The organism is Paraburkholderia sp. (assembly GCF_004298475.1).
GTDB lineage: Bacteria > Pseudomonadota > Gammaproteobacteria > Burkholderiales > Burkholderiaceae > Paraburkholderia > Paraburkholderia denitrificans.
The window spans coordinates 127,646-143,687 of the sequence record NZ_SCRP01000006.1 but is presented as its reverse complement, the minus strand read 5'-3'; the positions used below and the strand labels follow the sequence as shown (position 1 = coordinate 143,687).

Below are 16,042 nucleotides of genomic sequence, written 5' to 3'. Positions count from 1 at the left end.
CCGAGCGAGCGCATCACGCACCCGCCGCGCCGTCGCCGCCGCGGTTGGCGACGCCCGCCGACTCGAAGCTCGCCATCTCGTTCAGGAACGCGCACGCCGCGCGCAGCAGCGGCACCGCGAGCGCCGCGCCCGTGCCCTCGCCGAGCCGCAGATCGAGCGCGAGCAGTTCGCGCGCGCCGAAGTGATCGAGCATGCGACGGTGACCCGCTTCGTTCGATGCATGCGCAAACACACAGAAATCGCGCACGCCGGACGCAAGCGCATCGGCCACGAGCAGCGCCGACGTGGCGATGAAACCATCGACCAGAATCGTCATGCGCAAGCGCGCCGCTTCGATGCAGGCGCCCGCCATCATCGCGATCTCGAAGCCGCCGAACGTGGCGAGGACGTCGAGCGGCTCGCGCACGTCCGCGTGACGCGCGAGCGCCGCCGCCAGCACGTTGCGCTTCTTCGCGAGGCCCGCATTGTCGAGACCGGTGCCGCGGCCGACGCACTCGTCGATCGGCACATTGCACAGACGGCTCATCAGGCACGCAGCCGACGACGTGTTCGCGATGCCCATTTCGCCGAAGCCGATCACGTTGGTGCCGAGCGCCGCATGATGACGCACGCGCGCCGCGCCCGCTTCGAGCGCGGCGATGGCCTGCTCGCGCGTCATGGCGCTTTCGTGCGCGAAGTTGCGCGTGCCGCGTGCGATGGCCACGTCGACGAGCGACGGCGACGACGGCAGCGCCGTCGCGATACCGGCATCGACGATCTCCAGCGTGAGCCCTGCGACGCCGCTGAACGCATTGATCGCCGCGCCGCCCGCGAGGAAATTCGCGACCATCTGCACGGTCACGGCCTGCGGATACGGACTCACGCCTTCATTGGCGATGCCGTGATCGCCGGCAAAGACGATCATCGCGGGCCGCTCGACGACGGGATGCGTCGTCTGCTGGATCATGCCGAGCTGGCGCGCCAGCGCCTCGAGCCGGCCGAGGCTGCCAGGCGGCTTGGTTTTCGTATCGATCAGATGCTGCAGCTCGTCGCGCAGCGAAAGATCCAGCGGCTCGATGTCCAGCAGTTGGGAAAGAGTCGACGTCATGTTCGGGTCAAAGGGTTGAAGTTCACATTGGATGAAGCGGTATTCAGGTCGAGCGACGCGGCGCAGCTTCAGGCGACGGCTCGCGCGAAAGCGCGGGAACGAGCGCCTCGTGCGCGCCTTCGCGGATCAGCACGAGCGGATGGCCGAACGCATCGCTGGCGCGGTCCGGCGTCAAGACTTCGCCCACCGGTCCCGCGTAAAAGCCGCCACGGCTATCGAGCAGCAGCGCATGCGTTGCATAGCGCCGCGCGAGATTGAGATCGTGGCAGGAAAAAACAATCGTGCGCACCTCGACGCGCACCCAGCGCACCAGCGCTTCGAGGCAGGCAATCTGGTGATGCAGATCCAGATGCGAGAGCGGCTCGTCGAGCAGCAGAAGCGGCGCATCCTGACACAGCACGGCGGCAAGCGCGACGCGTTGCCGTTCGCCGCCGGACAGCGAAAGAACGTCGCGCGCCGCGAGTGCTTCGAGGCCGAGCGCGGCCAGCGCCGCATGCGCTGCCGTGCGGTCCTCGTCGCGCTCCCAGCCCCAGCCCGCCAGATGCGGATAGCGGTTGAGCAGCACGATGTCGAGCACGCTCGCGTTGAACGCATCGTGCACGTCCTGCGGCATCAGTGCGCGACGCTGCGCAAGCTTGACGGGCGCCCAGTCGGCCAGCGCGCAGCCGTCGATTTCGACGTGGCCTGCCGCGCTCGTGCGCAGTCCGGCCAGCGCACCGATCAGCGTCGTCTTGCCTGCGCCGTTCGCACCGGCGACACACCAGATTTCACCCGCGCCGCAGGACAGCGTGAGCGATTCGACGAGCGTGCGCGCGCCCGCGCGCAAGGTCAGCGCGTGAGCGGCCAGGATCGGTGTGCCATGGGTCGCGTGATTCGTTGCGTGATTCATCGCGTGATTCATCGCGAGCGCCTGTGCAGCAGCATCCAGAGAAACACGGGCACGCCCGCGAGCGCGGTCACGACACCGACCGGCAACTGCGCTGGCGCGGCCACGGTGCGCGCGGCGAGATCGGCGCCCATCACGGCGAGTCCGCCCGCGAGCGCGGCGGCGGGCAGCAACATGCGCTGGTCGTTGCCGAACGCGAGCCGCAGCATGTGCGGCACGACAAGCCCGACGAAGCCGATGGTGCCGCCCGTCGTCACGGCCGCCGCTGCCGCGAGCGACGCCACAAGATAGACGCGCACGCGCAGCCGCAGCACCGGCACGCCGAGCGCCTGCGCTGCCGCGTCGCCACGCAGCAGCACGTTCAGTTGCGGGGCGACCGGCGCGATGGCCGCGAGCACGAGCACGAGCGCACCGAGCGCTGCCCATGGCATGCTCGCGCCGTTGAGATCGCCCGTGAGCCAGAACAGCATGCCGCGCAGTTGCGCATCGGGCGCGAGCGTGAGCAGCAGCGTGATGAGCGCGCCCCACCCCGCGGCCGTTACGGCGCCGGTAAGCAGCAAACGCGGTGAGCTGTCCTGCGGCTCGCCGCGCCACAATTCACGGCGTGCGAGGCCGAGCACGAGCAGGATCGATGCGAATGCGCCCGCACATGCGCTCGCCTGCACCGCCCACGAAGCCAGGCCGACGATCATCGCGACGAGCGCAAACGCGGCTGCGCCGCCCGATACGCCGAGCACATACGGCTCGGCGAGCGGATTGCGCAGCAGCACCTGCAACAACGCCCCGGCAAGCGCGAGCAGCGCGCCGCATGCGAAGCCGCCGAGCGCGCGCGGCAGACGCAGCGTGCGAACGATTTCAGCGGCCATGTCCGTGTTCGTGTGGGATGGCGACAATGCAGCCAGTGCCTGCGCGAGCGTGACCGGCACGCTGCCGATCACAAGCGATGCCGCGAACACAATGAGCGCGGCGAGCGCCAGCGCAAGCCAGATGACGCACGCGCGCCGCGCGCTCATCGACGCCCGGAACCTGGGCCCGCTCACGGCAGGCATGTGATTGCGATCGGCAGTTCGCATCGTGCGGGTCGAAGGGGTGCGTTGTCGTTATCGAAAGGAAGGGAATCAGGCGCTCTGCCGCGTGGCGTGCGAAACACGCGAACACGAACACGAACACGAACGATGCGCGCGCATCGTTCGCGCAGGCATGCGCCGGTCACGAATGCTCGATAAAAAACGGGCGCAGCCTGGTTCAGCGATTTCACCTGCATCATGCTGTTCATGAGGTGCCCCATGAAACGCAACGAGGCACGCGCACCCGCTTTGCAGCGGCGCAAAGCGCCAGGCTGCAGATCGCGCACAATCGCGCAGCAGGTATGTGAATCTTTGCGCAGTGGCCATGGATGCACGCAGAAATCGCGCGCCGGGATCGAGTTGCGCGCGAACGTCTTGCAAGAAGCGCGCGCGGTCGCGGTACCGTTGCACAGAGCAGCAAAGGATGGCGTATGTCCGGGGCCGGACTTCGCTCCCTGTTTCCCGCCTGGTTTCCCGCTCAGTTTCCCGCTCAGTTTCCCGTTTAACTGCGCATTTCAGGCGCGGGCACCAGAGTGCGGCAAGTGTAGGAGCGGCCCGTCTGGACGTCAAGAAAAGCGTCCGCGCCATGGTGGTGTTGTCGCATGCACGGCGGCAAAATGCATTCCCGCTGAGCAGACTCGGAGACGTTACCTGCACGAAGCAGGGATGTTACGTCTGGAAACGACACAATTATCGGAATACGCGGTAATCCGCGCTAGAATGCCTGTCTTTAGAGGACGCAGCACATGCTCAACGAACTCGAAACACTCTCACAGAACATCGGGCGGCTGATCGAGATCAATCGGCGCCATCACGAGGCGCGCCAGGCACTCGAAGCACAAGTCGCGCAATTGCAGTCGCAATGCGATGCAACGCGCGCCGAACTCGAGCAGGTGCGCGAAGAGCGCAACGCACTTCAGGCGGAGCGCGATGCGCTGTCCGCGAAGATCGACGACGCCCAGGTGCGCCTGAACGCAATTCTCGAAAAATTGCCGCGCGCTCGTGTGCAAGGCGAGCCTGACAACCAGCTCGATCTGCTCGAACAGTCGCCGTCCGCCGCCGACAGCAACGCGGCCCGCCACGGAGAAAACGCATGACCACCAAGCAGATCGAAGCGACGATTCTCGGCCAGACCTATCGCCTCGCCTGTTCACCCGAAACCGAAGGCGCGCTGCTCGAAGCCGTGGCGCGCGTGGATGCGGAAATGTCGAAAATCCGCACGCACAGCAACGTGCGCGGCATGGATCGAATCGCAGTCATGGCGGCACTCTCGCTCGCGTCGGAACTGCTGCGACTGCAGACGAGTGTGCGGCACGGTGAGGCATTCCCAGCCGAAGAAATCCGTCGTACAATGCGCTCAATGAATGAACAACTTGGCGCCGTGATTCAGCAGTACAGCGGCGTCCAGTAATACGTTTTAAAAGGTTTAGTTAGCTTCCCTGCCTGGTTTGCCAAGGTCATATATTCCTTGAACCAATGCCATGTGCACGGTTGTGGAAATTTGTAGCACGGGTGTGCGCGTCACTCTGTCTGATGTACCCGAAGTGCTGCTAACTGCGACCAATTCTGAACCCTCGGTTCAGGATGCCGGCCTAGCGGCTATGGCGGGGACCAATTCAAACGGCATCGGACTCACGTTCGATGCCGTTTTTCATTGTTGTTTTCAATTCAGCCGTCGAAGCGTCTATTCTGGCATCTGTGCTTTTTAGTGCGGCGCTCCAGCGCCAATATCCATAGCGTCATACCGCCCGTGCCCGCCTGCGCTTCGCGCGCACGTTCCCCGCTCTCTTTCGACGTGACCTCCGACTCATGCGCTACTGGCTGATGAAGTCCGAACCCGACGAAGCAAGTATCGACGATCTCGCTCACGCACCGCATCGCACACTGCCCTGGACCGGTGTCCGCAATTACCAGGCACGCAATTTCATGCGCGACACGATGCAAGCCGGCGACGGCGTGCTGTTCTATCACTCCAGTTGTCCCGAGCCTGGCATCGCGGGAATCGCACAGGTCTCGTCGACGGCCTATCCCGACCCCACGCAGTTCGATCCGAAGAGCCCTTATTACGACGCGAAATCGACGCACGAGAATCCGCGCTGGATACTCGTCGACGTCGTCTTCAAGAAGAAGTGCGCGTTGATTCCACTCGCGACGCTGCGCGAGCACGAAGCGCTCGCGAACATGCGCGTGCTCGCGAAAGGCAACCGGCTTTCGATCACGCCTGTCACCGAAGCCGAGTGGGCGTTCATCACGAAACATCTGATGTGATGTGAAGCGCGCGCGCCGCACGCTCGCCAACGCACAGCCGATCTGGCGCGCTTGCGTATCGAACAAATCCGTTCTGCAAGGAGTCGACGATGAAGAGAAAAACTGCCGCCGCGCTCGCCGCAGCGCTCACCATTACTGCACCGCTCATGTTTGCGACCGCGCTCGCGCCCCGCACCGCGTTCGCACAGAGCGATGCGCGCTTTCAGCCGGCAGGCGTGCTGTCGCTCTCCGCGCAGGCGAGCGCAGAAGTGCCGCAGGACGTCGTCACGATCACGCTGTTCTACGAGCAGGAAGCGAGCGATCCGGCCTCGCTCACCGCCACGCTGAACCAGCGCACCGACGCCGCGATGCAGAAAGCGAGAGGCGTGCCCGGTGTGAGCGCGCGCTCGGGCCAGTTCTCGATCTTTCCGTCCACCGACCGCGATGGCCGCATTTCGGCATGGCGCGGCCGCACGGAAGTCGTGCTCGAATCGCACGACTTCACCGCCGCGTCGAAACTCGCAGGCGACATCGCGTCGATCATGCAGGTCGGCAACGTGCAGTTCTCGCTCTCGCCCGAAGCGCAGCGCACTGCCGAGAAGAAACTCTCCGGTGAGGCGATCTCGTCGTTCCGCGATCAGGCCACAGCCGCGGCGCGCGCGTTCGGCTACGGCAGCTACACGATCCGCGAAGTCAATGTGGGTCACATGGGCGTGATGCCGCGCCCGGTCATGATGATGAACGCACGTGCGATGGCCGCCGACGCGAAGGTCGCGCCGCCGATGTCGTTCGAAGGCGGCACGTCGACGGTCACCGTCAACGTGTCGGGGTCCGTGCAGATGCGGTGACGCTCACTGCGCACGCAGCAAAACGCAACGCAGCGCACATGAGCAAGAAAGCAGGAAGCCCCGCATTGGCGGGGCTTCCTGCATGAAACGAACGACCTGCGTTCAGCTATTCGCGCCGAGTGCGCGCGTGCCGTTGCGGCGCGCTCGCCGGTACGACCACACGAGCAGGCCCACGCCCGCGACGATCATCGGCAGCGACAGCCACTGGCCCATCGACAGGCCGAGTGCAAGCAGGCCGAGGAAGTCATCGGGCTCGCGCGCGAACTCGACAGTAAAGCGCGCAAGACCATAGCCGATCAGGAACATCGCCGATATCGCGCCCATCGGGCGCTCCTTGCGCGAGAAGAAAATCAGCAGCAGGAACAGCGCAAGACCTTCGAGCGCGATCTCGTAGAGTTCGGACGGGTGGCGCGGCAGCAGATGATATTGCGCGAAGACATCGCTGAGATGCCACTGCGCAGCCCGTTGCGGATGCGCAGTGAGCCACGCAGCATCGTCGTTGGCCGCGCCCGGGAACGCCATCGCCCACGGCGCATCGGGCGACGTCACACGGCCCCACAACTCGCCGTTGATGAAGTTGCCGAGGCGCCCGGCGGCAAGGCCCGTCGGCACCAGCGGCGCCACGAAGTCGGTGACCTGCAGCCACGTGCGGCCGCGCTGCCACGCGAACAGGACCATCGCGAACGTCACGCCGAGGAAGCCGCCGTGAAACGACATGCCGCCTTCCCACACCTTGAAGATGTCGAGCGGATGCGCGAAATACCAGCTGGCCTTGTAGAACAGCACGTAACCGAGGCGCCCGCCGAGGATCGTGCCGAGCACGCCGTAGAACAGCATGTCGTCGATGTCCTTCACGGTCCAGCCTTGTGCCGCGACGAACGGCAGCCGCAGACGCAGACGGCCGATCACGATCGCAAGAATGAAACCAACGAGATACATCAGGCCGTACCAGCGCACGGCGAGCGGCCCCAGATGAATGGCGACGGGGTCGAAGTTCGGGTGAATGAGCATCGTGAAGTCAGTTCTTGTCGGCGAAGAGTGTCATCAGGGCGGCGCAGTGCGCCGCGAGCGTTGGACGGTTCCGGCGCGCTGCGGTTCGCGGCGCGAGCATTATCGCCGAGTCGGCGCGGCATACGCTGTTTTCGACGCTGAAAACGCGCAAGCCGGGCATTCAGTCCGCCACGCCGATAGCGGCCGCATGCGCGCGCACGATCTCGATAAAGGCCGCCAGCACCGGGCTCACCTCCGCCGCGCGCCAGACGAGACCCGTTTCGATGGTGGGCACCGCCTGCGCGAACGGGCGGTAGGCCACGCCCGTGCGCCGCAGGTGGCGCAGCGATTGCGGCACCAGTGCGACGCCCATGCCCGCCGAGACGAGGCTCACGATCGTCTGCATCTGGATCGCCTCCTGCCCCACGCGTGGAACGAGCCCCGCGGCGCCGTAGCAGTCCATGATGATGTCATAAAAACCCGGGGCCAGATGGCGCGGGAAGACGACGAGCGGCGTATCGGCGAGATCGCGCAGGCTCACGGGCGTATCGCACCAGTCGTCGGCGGGCACGCCGCCCGTGCGTGCCGACAGGTCTCGCGGCATCGCGATCACGAGCGGCTCGCGCGCGATCGGCAGATACGAGAGCTGCGCCGCGTGACGCGGCGGCAAGGGCGCGATGACGAGGCCCGCGTCGATGCGCCCTGCCGCCAGTTCGTCCAGCTGCACGTCGCTCGTGGCCTCTGTCAGTTGCAGGCGTACGCGCGGATAGCGCGCGCCGAATTCGCGCAGCAGGAGCGGCAGAAGGCCGTAGTCGGCGGTCGAGACGAAGGCGAGCCCGAGCACGCCCGCCTCGCCGCGCGCGAGGCTCTGTGCGAGCGGGCGCAGCGCCTGTGCTGCTGCGAGCAGGCGACGCACCTCGGGCAGCAGATCGGCGCCCACGGGCGTCAACTCGACCGAACGGCGCGTGCGTGCGAACAGCTCGACGCCGAGCGTCTCTTCGAGCGCGCGGATTGCCTGCGACAGCGGCGGCTGCGTCATCGACAGGCGCGCAGCAGCGCGGCCGAAGTGCTGCTCTTCGGCCACGGCCACGAAATAGCGCAGCTGGCGCAGATCCGGAATCGTCGAACTCATGCGTGCATCCTGTATTGATATATTTTTCGACCCAATAAGCGACGAATAATATACTGGACATTCCGCTCGCGAAATCGCATGCTTCATCGACACGCCGACGCGGCACGACGAAACCACGCAGAAACACGCCCCGGCACGGCATTCGAGACCACTCCCACAGGAGCCGCCCCATGTCGCACAACCGTCGTTCGAAGAACATCACGCAAGGTGTGGCGCGCTCGCCGAACCGCTCGATGTTTTATGCCCTCGGCTATGAAAAGGCCGACTTCGACAAGCCGATGATCGGCATCGCCAACGGCCACTCCACGATCACACCCTGCAACGCGGGCCTGCAGCGCCTCGCCGATGCCGCCGTCGCCGCCATCAAGGACGCCGGCGCGAACCCGCAGACCTTCGGCACGCCCACGATTTCGGACGGCATGTCGATGGGCACCGAGGGCATGAAATACTCGCTCGTCTCGCGCGAAGTGATCGCCGACTGTATCGAGACCTGCGTGCAGGGCCAATGGATGGACGGCGTGGTCGTGATCGGCGGCTGCGACAAGAACATGCCCGGCGGCATGATCGCGCTCGCGCGCATGAACGTGCCCGGCATCTACGTCTACGGCGGCACGATCCGTCCGGGCAACTGGAAGGGCCATGACCTGACGATCGTATCGGCGTTCGAGGCCGTCGGCGAATACACGGCGGGCCGCCTGTCCGAAGAGGACTTCGAAGGAATCGAGCAGCACGCGTGCCCGTCCACGGGTTCGTGCGGCGGCATGTATACGGCAAACACGATGAGCTCGTCGTTCGAAGCGCTCGGCATGTCGTTGCTGTACTCGTCGACGATGGCCAATCCCGACGACGAAAAAGTCGATTCGGCGGCCGAATCGGCGCGCGTGCTCATCGAAGCGGTCAAGCAGGACCTCAAGCCGCGCGACATCATCACGAAGCAGTCGATCGAGAACGCCGTGGCGCTCATCATGGCGACGGGCGGCTCGACCAACGCCGTGCTGCACTATCTCGCCATCGCGCACGCGGCGCAAATCGAGTGGAGCATCGACGACTTCGAACGCATGCGCAAGAAAGTGCCCGTGATCTGCGACCTGAAGCCGTCGGGCCAGTACGTCGCAACCGATCTGCACGCGGCAGGCGGCATTCCGCAGGTGCTCAAGATCCTGCTCGACGCAGGCCTCCTGCACGGCGACTGCATGACGATCACGGGCAAGACCCTCGCCGAAGCATTGAAGGACGTGCCTTCGGTGCCGCGCGCCGATCAAAAGGTCATCTTTCCCATCCACGAGGCGCTGTACAGGGAAGGCCACCTCGCCATTCTCAAGGGCAATCTCGCAACCGAAGGTGCGGTCGCGAAGATCACAGGGCTGAAGAACCCGGTCATCACGGGTCCGGCGCGTGTATTCGACGACGAACAAAGCGCGATGCAAGCGATCCTCGCGGACCAGATCAAGGCCGGCGACGTCGTCGTGCTGCGCTACCTCGGTCCGAAGGGCGGCCCCGGCATGCCGGAAATGCTTGCGCCGACTTCCGCGATCATCGGCAAGGGGCTCGGCGAATCGGTCGGCCTCATCACCGATGGGCGTTTCTCGGGCGGCACATGGGGCATGGTCGTTGGCCACGTCGCGCCGGAAGCGTTCGAGGGCGGCACGATCGCGCTCGTGCACGAAGGCGACTCGATCACCATCGACGCGCATAAGCTGCTGCTGCAACTGAACGTGGACGATGCAGAACTCGCGCGCCGCCGCGCCGCATGGAAACAACCGGCGCCGCGCTACACGCGCGGCGTGCTCGCGAAGTACGCAGCGCTCGCGCGTCCGGCTAACCAGGGTGCGGTAACGGGCTGAGCGCTTCGGTATTCAGCTGGTGTTCCGCTATCGCGGAACGCGTGTCGAATGAGGGCGCACGCAAGGTCGTGCGCCCTTTGCTTTTATAATGCGGCCACATAACAGCCTGCCCCAAGGCCGGCGGAGACCAGCATGAATCTGAAGTCGCAAGTGATCAGGAACATAGCGACACTCGCCGCAGCGCTCCCGCTGGCGCTCGCCGCCGGGCCGGCCAGCGCCCAGGACGGACCGACGGGACTCGCGCTCGCCCAGCAGGAGAATTGCATGAGCTGCCATTCGGTGACCCACACGTTGATGGGGCCAGCGCTGCACGAGATCGCGTTGAAATACGCAGCGAAGCCGGATGCGCAGGCCTATCTCGCCCACAAGATCGTGGAAGGCAGCAGCGGCGTGTGGGGTAACGTGCCGATGCCCGCGAACACGCAGTTGAACGCCGTCCAGGCGGCCGCGCTCGCGAACTGGATACTCACGCTCAAATAACGGCGGGCCGTGACCGGCGCACGCCGCATCGTGCTTTCACGTCACGGCTCAGACGCCGCCCGACGACGGCCCACGCCCGGCGCGCGCCGCCAGTTCTTCGTTCACAGCCGCTTTCACCCAGCCTGCCAGTTGAGCTTCGAGCGCAAGGCCGATTTCACGCGACACCTGCCCCACGAGCCAATGCGAATGCTCCTGCACCGCGGCGGCGCAACGCGCCTCGATGACGCTGCGGCCTTCGCCAGTGAGCCAGGTCATGCAGCGCCCGCGCATGCGCTCGACAAGCGCATCGGCATCGAGCGCATCCAGCGTATGGGAGCCTGGCGCGCCTGCGGCCATGGCAGCGGGCGCGGCTGCCGATGCAGCCGCTGCGGCCATCGTGCCTTGAGCACCGGCGCGTGCGAGGAGCGCATTGCCCGGCACGAGCGTATCGGTCAGGAGAGGAATGGAAGCATCACCTGCATCATGCACGTCCGACACGAGAACCTCCTTCAATCAGTAGAGCCTGCGCCACCTGCAAGCGCGCGTAGTCAGCCGCCCTGCTTGTAGTTGTTCAGCGCGTAGCCGCGGTCGCGATAGAAGCGATAGCGCTCGCGGCCCGCCGCGAGTTCGTCGGGCGCATCGCCGATCACTTCGAGCAGGCGCTCGAAGCGTGCGAACTGCGGCGGCACGGCAGCGCCGAGATTGAGCAGCACGCGATAATGCGGCGCGCGTTCGAGACTCGCCGCGAGCACGACGGGCGTCGCGCCCGCGAGCTCGCTGTCCGCCATGCAATGCGGCACGAACTCGAGCGGCGAAAAGGTCCACAGCATCTCGTCGAACGCACGCAGGCGGGCGGGTTCGGCGAGAACGACGGCCTGTTCGCCCGCCAGATACGCCTTGCGCACGAGCCGGCACGCGTACATCAGCGAGTTGCCGACGTTGGTGTGAAAGTCGATCCGCATCATGGCGCGCACCTGTCGACCGGAGTTAGTGCCTTGGCGCTTACTCCGGTCCCATGCAGAGCGTCGATCAGAGTCAACGTCTCCGCCCTTCCTTCGATCCCCCACACGCCCACAGCCGCTCCACCCAAACTCATTGCGCCGCGCGGTCGATCAGGAACTGCGCAAGCAGCGGCACCGGACGGCCCGTCGCCCCCTTCGCCGCACCGCTCTTCCAGGCCGTGCCCGCGATATCGAGGTGCGCCCACGAATAGCGTTCCGTGAAGCGCGACAGGAAGCACGCCGCGGTCACGCTGCCCGCCGGACGCCCGCCGATGTTGGCGAGGTCGGCGAAATTCGACTTCAACTGATCCTGATACTCGTCGTCGAGCGGCAGGCGCCAGGCCGGGTCGTCCGCCTCGCGCGACGCATCGAGCAACTCGCCCGCAAGCGCATCGTCCTTCGAGAACAGGCCGCTGTTGTGATGGCCGAGCGCGATGATGCACGCACCGGTCAGCGTGGCGATGTCGATCACAGCGGCCGGCTTGAAGCGCTCGGCATAAGTCAGTGCATCGCACAGGATCAGGCGGCCTTCTGCGTCGGTGTTGAGCACCTCGACGGTCAAGCCCGCCATTGTCGTGACGACGTCGCCTGGCTTGGTCGCGAGACCCGAGGGCATGTTCTCGCAGGTCGGGATGATGGCGATCACATTGAGTTTCAGGCCCATTTCAGCTACCGCACGGATCGTGCCCAGCACCGAGCCCGCGCCGCACATGTCGTACTTCATCTCGTCCATGCCTTCGCCGGGCTTGAGCGAAATGCCGCCCGTATCGAACGTGATGCCCTTGCCGACCAGCACGACCGGCGCGGCCTTCGCGCTCGCGCCCTGATAGCGCAGCACGATGAACTGCGGCGGCTCGACCGTTCCTTTCGTCACCGAAAGGAACGCGCCCATCTTGAGCGCCTCGATCTGGCGCTGGCCGAGCACTTCGACCTTGAGCGTCCAGTCGCGCGCGAGCTTCTTCGCGGTGGCCGCGAGATAAGTCGGCGTGCAGACATTGCCCGGCAGGTTGCCGAGGTCGCGCGTGAGGTCCATGCCGTTCGCAATTGCCGTGCCCTGCTTCGCGGCGAGGCGCGCGGGCTTGTCGTCGGCGGCGTCGACGCTGAACACAACGCGCTTGAGCGAGCGCACCGTCGTATCCGGCTTGCTCTTCATCTGCGTGAAGCGATAGGACTCGCTGCGCAGTGCGAGGATCGCGGCGCGCACCGCCCAGTCGCTCGCACGCTCCTTGACCGGCAGTTGCGCAAGCGTGAACGTGGCCTGAGCAATTTTGGTTCCGAGGATGGCGCGCCAGGCCGCCTTGACGGCCTCGCCGTAGGCTTTCTGGCCGAAAGCGTCCTGCTTGCCGAGGCCGACGAGCAGCACCCGCGAGGCGCCGATCCCCCCCACTTCGGGCAGGAACAGCGTGGAGCCGGCTTTGCCGTCCATATCGCCGGCCTTGATGACGCGCGAAATCGTGCCGCCGATCGCGTTGTCGATGGTGAACGCCGCGCCCGTTAGGGTTTGCGCCTCGAACACGCCTATCACGACGCAATCCGATTTGCCGGTCAGGAACGACGCCTCTGTGCCTTTGCTCCAATCACAGGCTTTTATGCTAAAGTCCATCGCGCTTGTCCTCGGATAAAATCTGGGCTTAGGATGAAAGCCGCAATTATCCGCTATTTTTCCCGCGACGGCTCCTCGCCGGGTGTGCCTGGGGTAAGCCGGGTCAGCACCGTCCGGCGCTGACCGACCGCTGTGTCCTTCTAGAATGATCTTCGAACGTTCCCTGCAGCGCGAACTCGCGTACACGGCCGGCGCCGTGTTCATGGTTCTGCTCACGATCATGCTGACGACGATGATGATCCGCATCGTCGGCTTCGCCGCGTCCGGCCAGATCGACCCGCGCGACGTGCTCGTCCTGATCGGGTTGACCGTGATCGGCTACCTGGCCGTGATGCTCATCGTCACGTTGTTCGTGTCGATCCTCTTCGTGCTCACCCGCTGGTACAAAGATTCGGAAATGGTCGTGTGGCTCTCCTCCGGGGTGAGCCTCACGCGCCTCATCAAGCCTGTCGCCACGTTCGCCGCGCCGATCGTCATCCTGATCGTGTTCTTCGCCTTCGTCGGCTGGCCGTGGTCGAACGCCCAGAGCAAGCTGATTCGCGCACGTTTTCAGCAGCGCGACGAAGTGTCGCTGCTCGCGCCCGGCCAGTTCCGCGAGTCGCCCACCACGCATCGCGTGTTCTTCATCGAGAACATGAGCCCCGACCAGGGGCGCGTCGAAAACGTGTTCGTCACGAGCACGGAAAACGGCAAGGTCAACGTCATCGTCTCGCGCACCGGCCACACCGAAACCTTCAAGAACGGCGACCGCTTCGTGGTGCTCGAAAACGGCCGCCGCTACGACGGCGAACCGGGCCATCCCGACTTTCGCATTACGGAGTTCCAGCGCTACGGCGTGAAGATCCAGAGCCAGCCCGTGGTCTCGGCGCCCTCGGCGAGCACGACGTCGACGCTCGGCTTGCTGCGCCATCCGACCGCCTCCAACCTCGGCGAACTCGCCTGGCGCGCCGGCCTGCCGCTCATCGCGATCAACCTGATGCTGCTCGCCATTCCGCTCGCTTACCAGAATCCGCGCCGCAGCCGCACGATCAACCTCGTGATGGCCGTGCTGATCTACCTGACCTATTCGAACCTGCTCAACGTCGTGCAGTCGCAGATCGAGCAGGGCAAGATGTCGTTCGGCTTCGGGCTCGTAGCGCTGCATATCGTCGTGCTCGCGCTCGTCGTGTTCATCTTCTGGCTGCGCGTGCGCAACCGGCCGCTCTTCACACGCGCGATGTTCCGGCGCGCCACCCAGGAGAGCTGACCGATGCGCATCTACGAAAAGTATTTCGCGCGGCAGGTCTATCTGTCGTTCATCTTCATCCTGTTCGCGTTCTCGGGCCTGTTCTTCTTCTTCGACCTGATCAACGAGCTCAATACGGTCGGCCAGGGCAACTACAAGTTCAGCTACGCCGTGCTGCGCGTCGCGCTGCAGTCGCCGTCGCGCTTCTACGAGATCATTCCGGTCGCGGCGCTCATCAGCGCGATCTACGTGTTCGCGCAGATGGCCGCGAACTCCGAATACACGATCTTCCGCGTATCGGGTCTCGCGACGGGCCAGGCGCTCCGCTCGCTGCTCAAGATCGGCATTCCGCTCGTATTCCTGACCTATCTGATCGGCGAAGTGGTCGGGCCGTACACGGATCAGCTTTCGGAACGCGTGCGCCTCGAAGCGCTGGGCTCGGCGGTATCCAGCGACTTCAAGTCGGGCGTCTGGGTCAAGGACACGCTGACTGCGCGCGCCGATGGCGAGCAGGTCACGCGCTTCGTGAATGTCGGCGAGCTGCAGCCCGACGCGACGATCACCAACGTGCGCATCTACGAATTCGACTCGCAGTTCCGGCTCTCGAACGTGCGGCTCGCGAAGTCGGGCACCTATCAGCCGCCGGGTCACTGGCTGCTCAGGGACGTTACCGACACGCAGCTCATCGGCGTGCCGCCGCCGGCCAACGTGCCCGCCGACGCGCTCAATCCGGTCTATCGCGCCGAACAGTCCACGGTGCCCGAGTATTCGCTGCGCTCGGAGCTGACGCCGCAGATCCTCTCGGTGCTGCTCGTATCGCCGGATCGCATGTCGATGTTCAACCTGTTCCGCTACATCCAGCATTTGAGCGAGAACCGTCAGGACACGCAGCGCTATGAGATCGCGTTCTGGCGCAAGCTGCTCTACCCGTTCGCCGTGTTCGTGATGCTCGTGCTGTCGCTTCCGTTCGCGTATCTGCATACGCGCGCAGGCGTGGTGGGCGTGAAAGTGTTCGGCGGGATCATGCTCGGCATGAGCTTCCAGCTCATCAATACGCTGTTCTCGCACGTGGGTACACTGAACACGTGGCCCGCGCCGCTCACGGCGGCGACACCCGGCCTCATCTATCTCGCGCTCGGGCTCATCGGCCTGAAATGGGTCGACCGGCACTGACGCCGGCGCGGCTTTTCGTTGCGCCGGGCGCGTCGTTATTGAAACTCCGCTGAAACTTCCCTAAGGCTTCGCGACGATGGACAAGCACGGCATGATCCTCTTCGGCCACGGCGCGCGCGATGCGCGCTGGAAAGAGCCGTTCACGCGGCTCGCCGCGAAGCTCGCCGCCGCGCGCGGCGACGCAGGCCCGGTCGGCCTCGCCTTCCTCGAACTCATGACACCCGATCTTCCGGCCGCCGTCGCGGCGCAGGCCGCTGCGGGTTGCGCATCGATCCTGGTCGTGCCGGTGTTCTTCGGTCAGGGCGGACATGTGCGGCGCGATCTGCCCGAGATCGTCGCGCGCTGCCAGGCCGCGCATCCCGAGGTGCAGTTGCGCTGCGCCGACGCGGTCGGCGAGGACGACGTCGTGCTGGATGCGGTGGTGCGGTATTGTCTGGCGGCCGAGGCCGCTCCGGATTGAGCACTACGCGCCTCGGCGCA

At 65.3% G+C, this 16,042-nt stretch carries 17 protein-coding genes and 1 other RNA gene; 10 read left to right on the top strand and 8 right to left on the bottom strand.

Going from position 1 to position 16,042, the window contains the following annotated elements; translation table 11 throughout:
• Positions 1 to 13: 13 nt before the first annotated feature.
• From cobT to EPN59_RS03430, 3 genes are read right to left on the bottom strand one after another with little or no spacing between them, the layout of a single operon-like run.
• Positions 14 to 1,087 carry a nicotinate-nucleotide--dimethylbenzimidazole phosphoribosyltransferase gene (gene cobT / locus EPN59_RS03440; RefSeq protein WP_293035602.1) on the bottom strand — a complete coding sequence of 358 codons (1,074 nt, stop codon included), beginning with the start codon at positions 1,085 to 1,087 and terminating at the stop codon, positions 14 to 16.
• Positions 1,088 to 1,130: 43 nt separating this feature from the next.
• On the bottom strand, positions 1,131 to 1,976 hold the full coding sequence (locus tag EPN59_RS03435; RefSeq protein WP_293035600.1) for an ABC transporter ATP-binding protein: 846 nt from the start codon (positions 1,974 to 1,976) through the stop codon (positions 1,131 to 1,133).
• A gap of 8 nt (positions 1,977 to 1,984) precedes the next feature.
• Positions 1,985 to 3,046, bottom strand: coding sequence for an iron ABC transporter permease (locus EPN59_RS03430; RefSeq protein WP_293035598.1), 1,062 nt, complete (start codon positions 3,044 to 3,046; stop codon positions 1,985 to 1,987).
• Between the two features lie 740 nt (positions 3,047 to 3,786).
• Between EPN59_RS03430 and EPN59_RS03425 the strand changes: the two genes are divergently transcribed.
• The 5 genes from EPN59_RS03425 to EPN59_RS03405 all read left to right on the top strand — a co-directional run bounded on the left by EPN59_RS03425 (position 3,787) and on the right by EPN59_RS03405 (position 6,135).
• A complete protein-coding gene (locus tag EPN59_RS03425; RefSeq protein ID WP_293035596.1) occupies positions 3,787 to 4,137 on the top strand; it encodes an ATPase in 351 nt (116 codons plus the stop codon).
• Positions 4,134 to 4,451 carry a cell division protein ZapA gene (locus EPN59_RS03420; protein WP_293035594.1) on the top strand — a complete coding sequence of 106 codons (318 nt, stop codon included), beginning with the start codon at positions 4,134 to 4,136 and terminating at the stop codon, positions 4,449 to 4,451. Before EPN59_RS03425 ends, EPN59_RS03420 begins: the two co-directional genes overlap by 4 nt.
• 22 nt (positions 4,452 to 4,473) lie before the next feature.
• Positions 4,474 to 4,655, top strand: a non-coding RNA gene (gene ssrS, locus EPN59_RS03415) — 6S RNA.
• 194 nt (positions 4,656 to 4,849) lie between these two features.
• Positions 4,850 to 5,308: an EVE domain-containing protein gene (locus EPN59_RS03410; protein WP_293035592.1), complete on the top strand. Its 459-nt coding sequence runs from the start codon at positions 4,850 to 4,852 to the stop codon at positions 5,306 to 5,308.
• Between the two features lie 89 nt (positions 5,309 to 5,397).
• Complete coding sequence (locus EPN59_RS03405) at positions 5,398 to 6,135, top strand: SIMPL domain-containing protein (protein WP_293035590.1); 738 nt, start codon at positions 5,398 to 5,400, stop codon at positions 6,133 to 6,135.
• Between the two features lie 102 nt (positions 6,136 to 6,237).
• Here the strand turns inward: EPN59_RS03405 and lgt are convergent, their stop codons facing one another.
• Both lgt and EPN59_RS03395 read right to left on the bottom strand, forming a co-directional pair.
• Positions 6,238 to 7,146, bottom strand: coding sequence for a prolipoprotein diacylglyceryl transferase (gene lgt, locus EPN59_RS03400; RefSeq protein ID WP_293035588.1), 909 nt, complete (start codon positions 7,144 to 7,146; stop codon positions 6,238 to 6,240).
• Between the two features lie 160 nt (positions 7,147 to 7,306).
• Complete coding sequence (locus EPN59_RS03395) at positions 7,307 to 8,257, bottom strand: LysR family transcriptional regulator (RefSeq protein ID WP_293035586.1); 951 nt, start codon at positions 8,255 to 8,257, stop codon at positions 7,307 to 7,309.
• A 170-nt stretch (positions 8,258 to 8,427) separates the two neighbouring features.
• Here EPN59_RS03395 and ilvD point away from each other — a divergent pair, with 170 nt between their 5' ends.
• Together ilvD and EPN59_RS03385 are read left to right on the top strand one after the other, a co-directional pair.
• Positions 8,428 to 10,101 carry a dihydroxy-acid dehydratase gene (gene ilvD / locus EPN59_RS03390; protein ID WP_293035584.1) on the top strand — a complete coding sequence of 558 codons (1,674 nt, stop codon included), beginning with the start codon at positions 8,428 to 8,430 and terminating at the stop codon, positions 10,099 to 10,101.
• Positions 10,102 to 10,233: 132 nt separating this feature from the next.
• Entirely contained in the window at positions 10,234 to 10,581 is a 348-nt protein-coding gene (locus tag EPN59_RS03385) for a c-type cytochrome (protein WP_293035582.1), read from the top strand.
• A gap of 48 nt (positions 10,582 to 10,629) precedes the next feature.
• Here EPN59_RS03385 and EPN59_RS03380 read toward each other — a convergent pair whose 3' ends face one another.
• From EPN59_RS03380 to EPN59_RS03370, 3 genes are all read right to left on the bottom strand, one after another.
• Entirely contained in the window at positions 10,630 to 11,058 is a 429-nt protein-coding gene (locus tag EPN59_RS03380) for a DUF2486 family protein (RefSeq protein ID WP_293035581.1), read from the bottom strand.
• 50 nt (positions 11,059 to 11,108) lie between these two features.
• On the bottom strand, positions 11,109 to 11,525 hold the full coding sequence (locus tag EPN59_RS03375) for a DNA polymerase III subunit chi (protein ID WP_293045553.1): 417 nt from the start codon (positions 11,523 to 11,525) through the stop codon (positions 11,109 to 11,111).
• Positions 11,526 to 11,652: 127 nt separating this feature from the next.
• On the bottom strand, positions 11,653 to 13,164 hold the full coding sequence (locus tag EPN59_RS03370; protein ID WP_293035579.1) for a leucyl aminopeptidase: 1,512 nt from the start codon (positions 13,162 to 13,164) through the stop codon (positions 11,653 to 11,655).
• Positions 13,165 to 13,309: 145 nt separating this feature from the next.
• Between EPN59_RS03370 and lptF the strand changes: the two genes are divergently transcribed.
• The 3 genes from lptF to EPN59_RS03355 all read left to right on the top strand — a co-directional run bounded on the left by lptF (position 13,310) and on the right by EPN59_RS03355 (position 16,022).
• Entirely contained in the window at positions 13,310 to 14,410 is a 1,101-nt protein-coding gene (gene lptF / locus EPN59_RS03365; protein ID WP_293035578.1) for an LPS export ABC transporter permease LptF, read from the top strand.
• 3 nt (positions 14,411 to 14,413) lie between these two features.
• Entirely contained in the window at positions 14,414 to 15,562 is a 1,149-nt protein-coding gene (gene lptG / locus EPN59_RS03360; RefSeq protein WP_293045550.1) for an LPS export ABC transporter permease LptG, read from the top strand.
• A gap of 76 nt (positions 15,563 to 15,638) precedes the next feature.
• Positions 15,639 to 16,022, top strand: a complete 384-nt coding sequence (locus tag EPN59_RS03355) for a CbiX/SirB N-terminal domain-containing protein (RefSeq protein ID WP_293035576.1) — start codon at positions 15,639 to 15,641, stop codon at positions 16,020 to 16,022.
• The last annotated feature ends 20 nt before the right edge of the window (positions 16,023 to 16,042 follow it).

Bases quoted from the DNA above. Each gene is read 5' to 3' on its own strand.
- EPN59_RS03425 (WP_293035596.1), top strand. From the start codon at position 3,787: ATGCTCAACGAACTCGAAACACTCTCACAGAACATCGGGCGGCTGATC.
- lptG (WP_293045550.1), top strand. From the start codon at position 14,414: ATGCGCATCTACGAAAAGTATTTCGCGCGGCAGGTCTATCTGTCGTTC.
- EPN59_RS03405 (WP_293035590.1), top strand. From the start codon at position 5,398: ATGAAGAGAAAAACTGCCGCCGCGCTCGCCGCAGCGCTCACCATTACT.
- lgt (WP_293035588.1), bottom strand. From the start codon at position 7,146: ATGCTCATTCACCCGAACTTCGACCCCGTCGCCATTCATCTGGGGCCG.
- EPN59_RS03375 (WP_293045553.1), bottom strand. From the start codon at position 11,525: ATGATGCGGATCGACTTTCACACCAACGTCGGCAACTCGCTGATGTAC.
- EPN59_RS03395 (WP_293035586.1), bottom strand. From the start codon at position 8,257: ATGAGTTCGACGATTCCGGATCTGCGCCAGCTGCGCTATTTCGTGGCC.
- EPN59_RS03430 (WP_293035598.1), bottom strand. From the start codon at position 3,046: ATGCGAACTGCCGATCGCAATCACATGCCTGCCGTGAGCGGGCCCAGG.
- EPN59_RS03435 (WP_293035600.1), bottom strand. From the start codon at position 1,976: ATGAATCACGCAACGAATCACGCGACCCATGGCACACCGATCCTGGCC.
- cobT (WP_293035602.1), bottom strand. From the start codon at position 1,087: ATGACGTCGACTCTTTCCCAACTGCTGGACATCGAGCCGCTGGATCTT.
- ilvD (WP_293035584.1), top strand. From the start codon at position 8,428: ATGTCGCACAACCGTCGTTCGAAGAACATCACGCAAGGTGTGGCGCGC.
- EPN59_RS03385 (WP_293035582.1), top strand. From the start codon at position 10,234: ATGAATCTGAAGTCGCAAGTGATCAGGAACATAGCGACACTCGCCGCA.
- EPN59_RS03410 (WP_293035592.1), top strand. From the start codon at position 4,850: ATGCGCTACTGGCTGATGAAGTCCGAACCCGACGAAGCAAGTATCGAC.
- EPN59_RS03355 (WP_293035576.1), top strand. From the start codon at position 15,639: ATGGACAAGCACGGCATGATCCTCTTCGGCCACGGCGCGCGCGATGCG.
- EPN59_RS03420 (WP_293035594.1), top strand. From the start codon at position 4,134: ATGACCACCAAGCAGATCGAAGCGACGATTCTCGGCCAGACCTATCGC.
- EPN59_RS03370 (WP_293035579.1), bottom strand. From the start codon at position 13,164: ATGGACTTTAGCATAAAAGCCTGTGATTGGAGCAAAGGCACAGAGGCG.
- lptF (WP_293035578.1), top strand. From the start codon at position 13,310: ATGATCTTCGAACGTTCCCTGCAGCGCGAACTCGCGTACACGGCCGGC.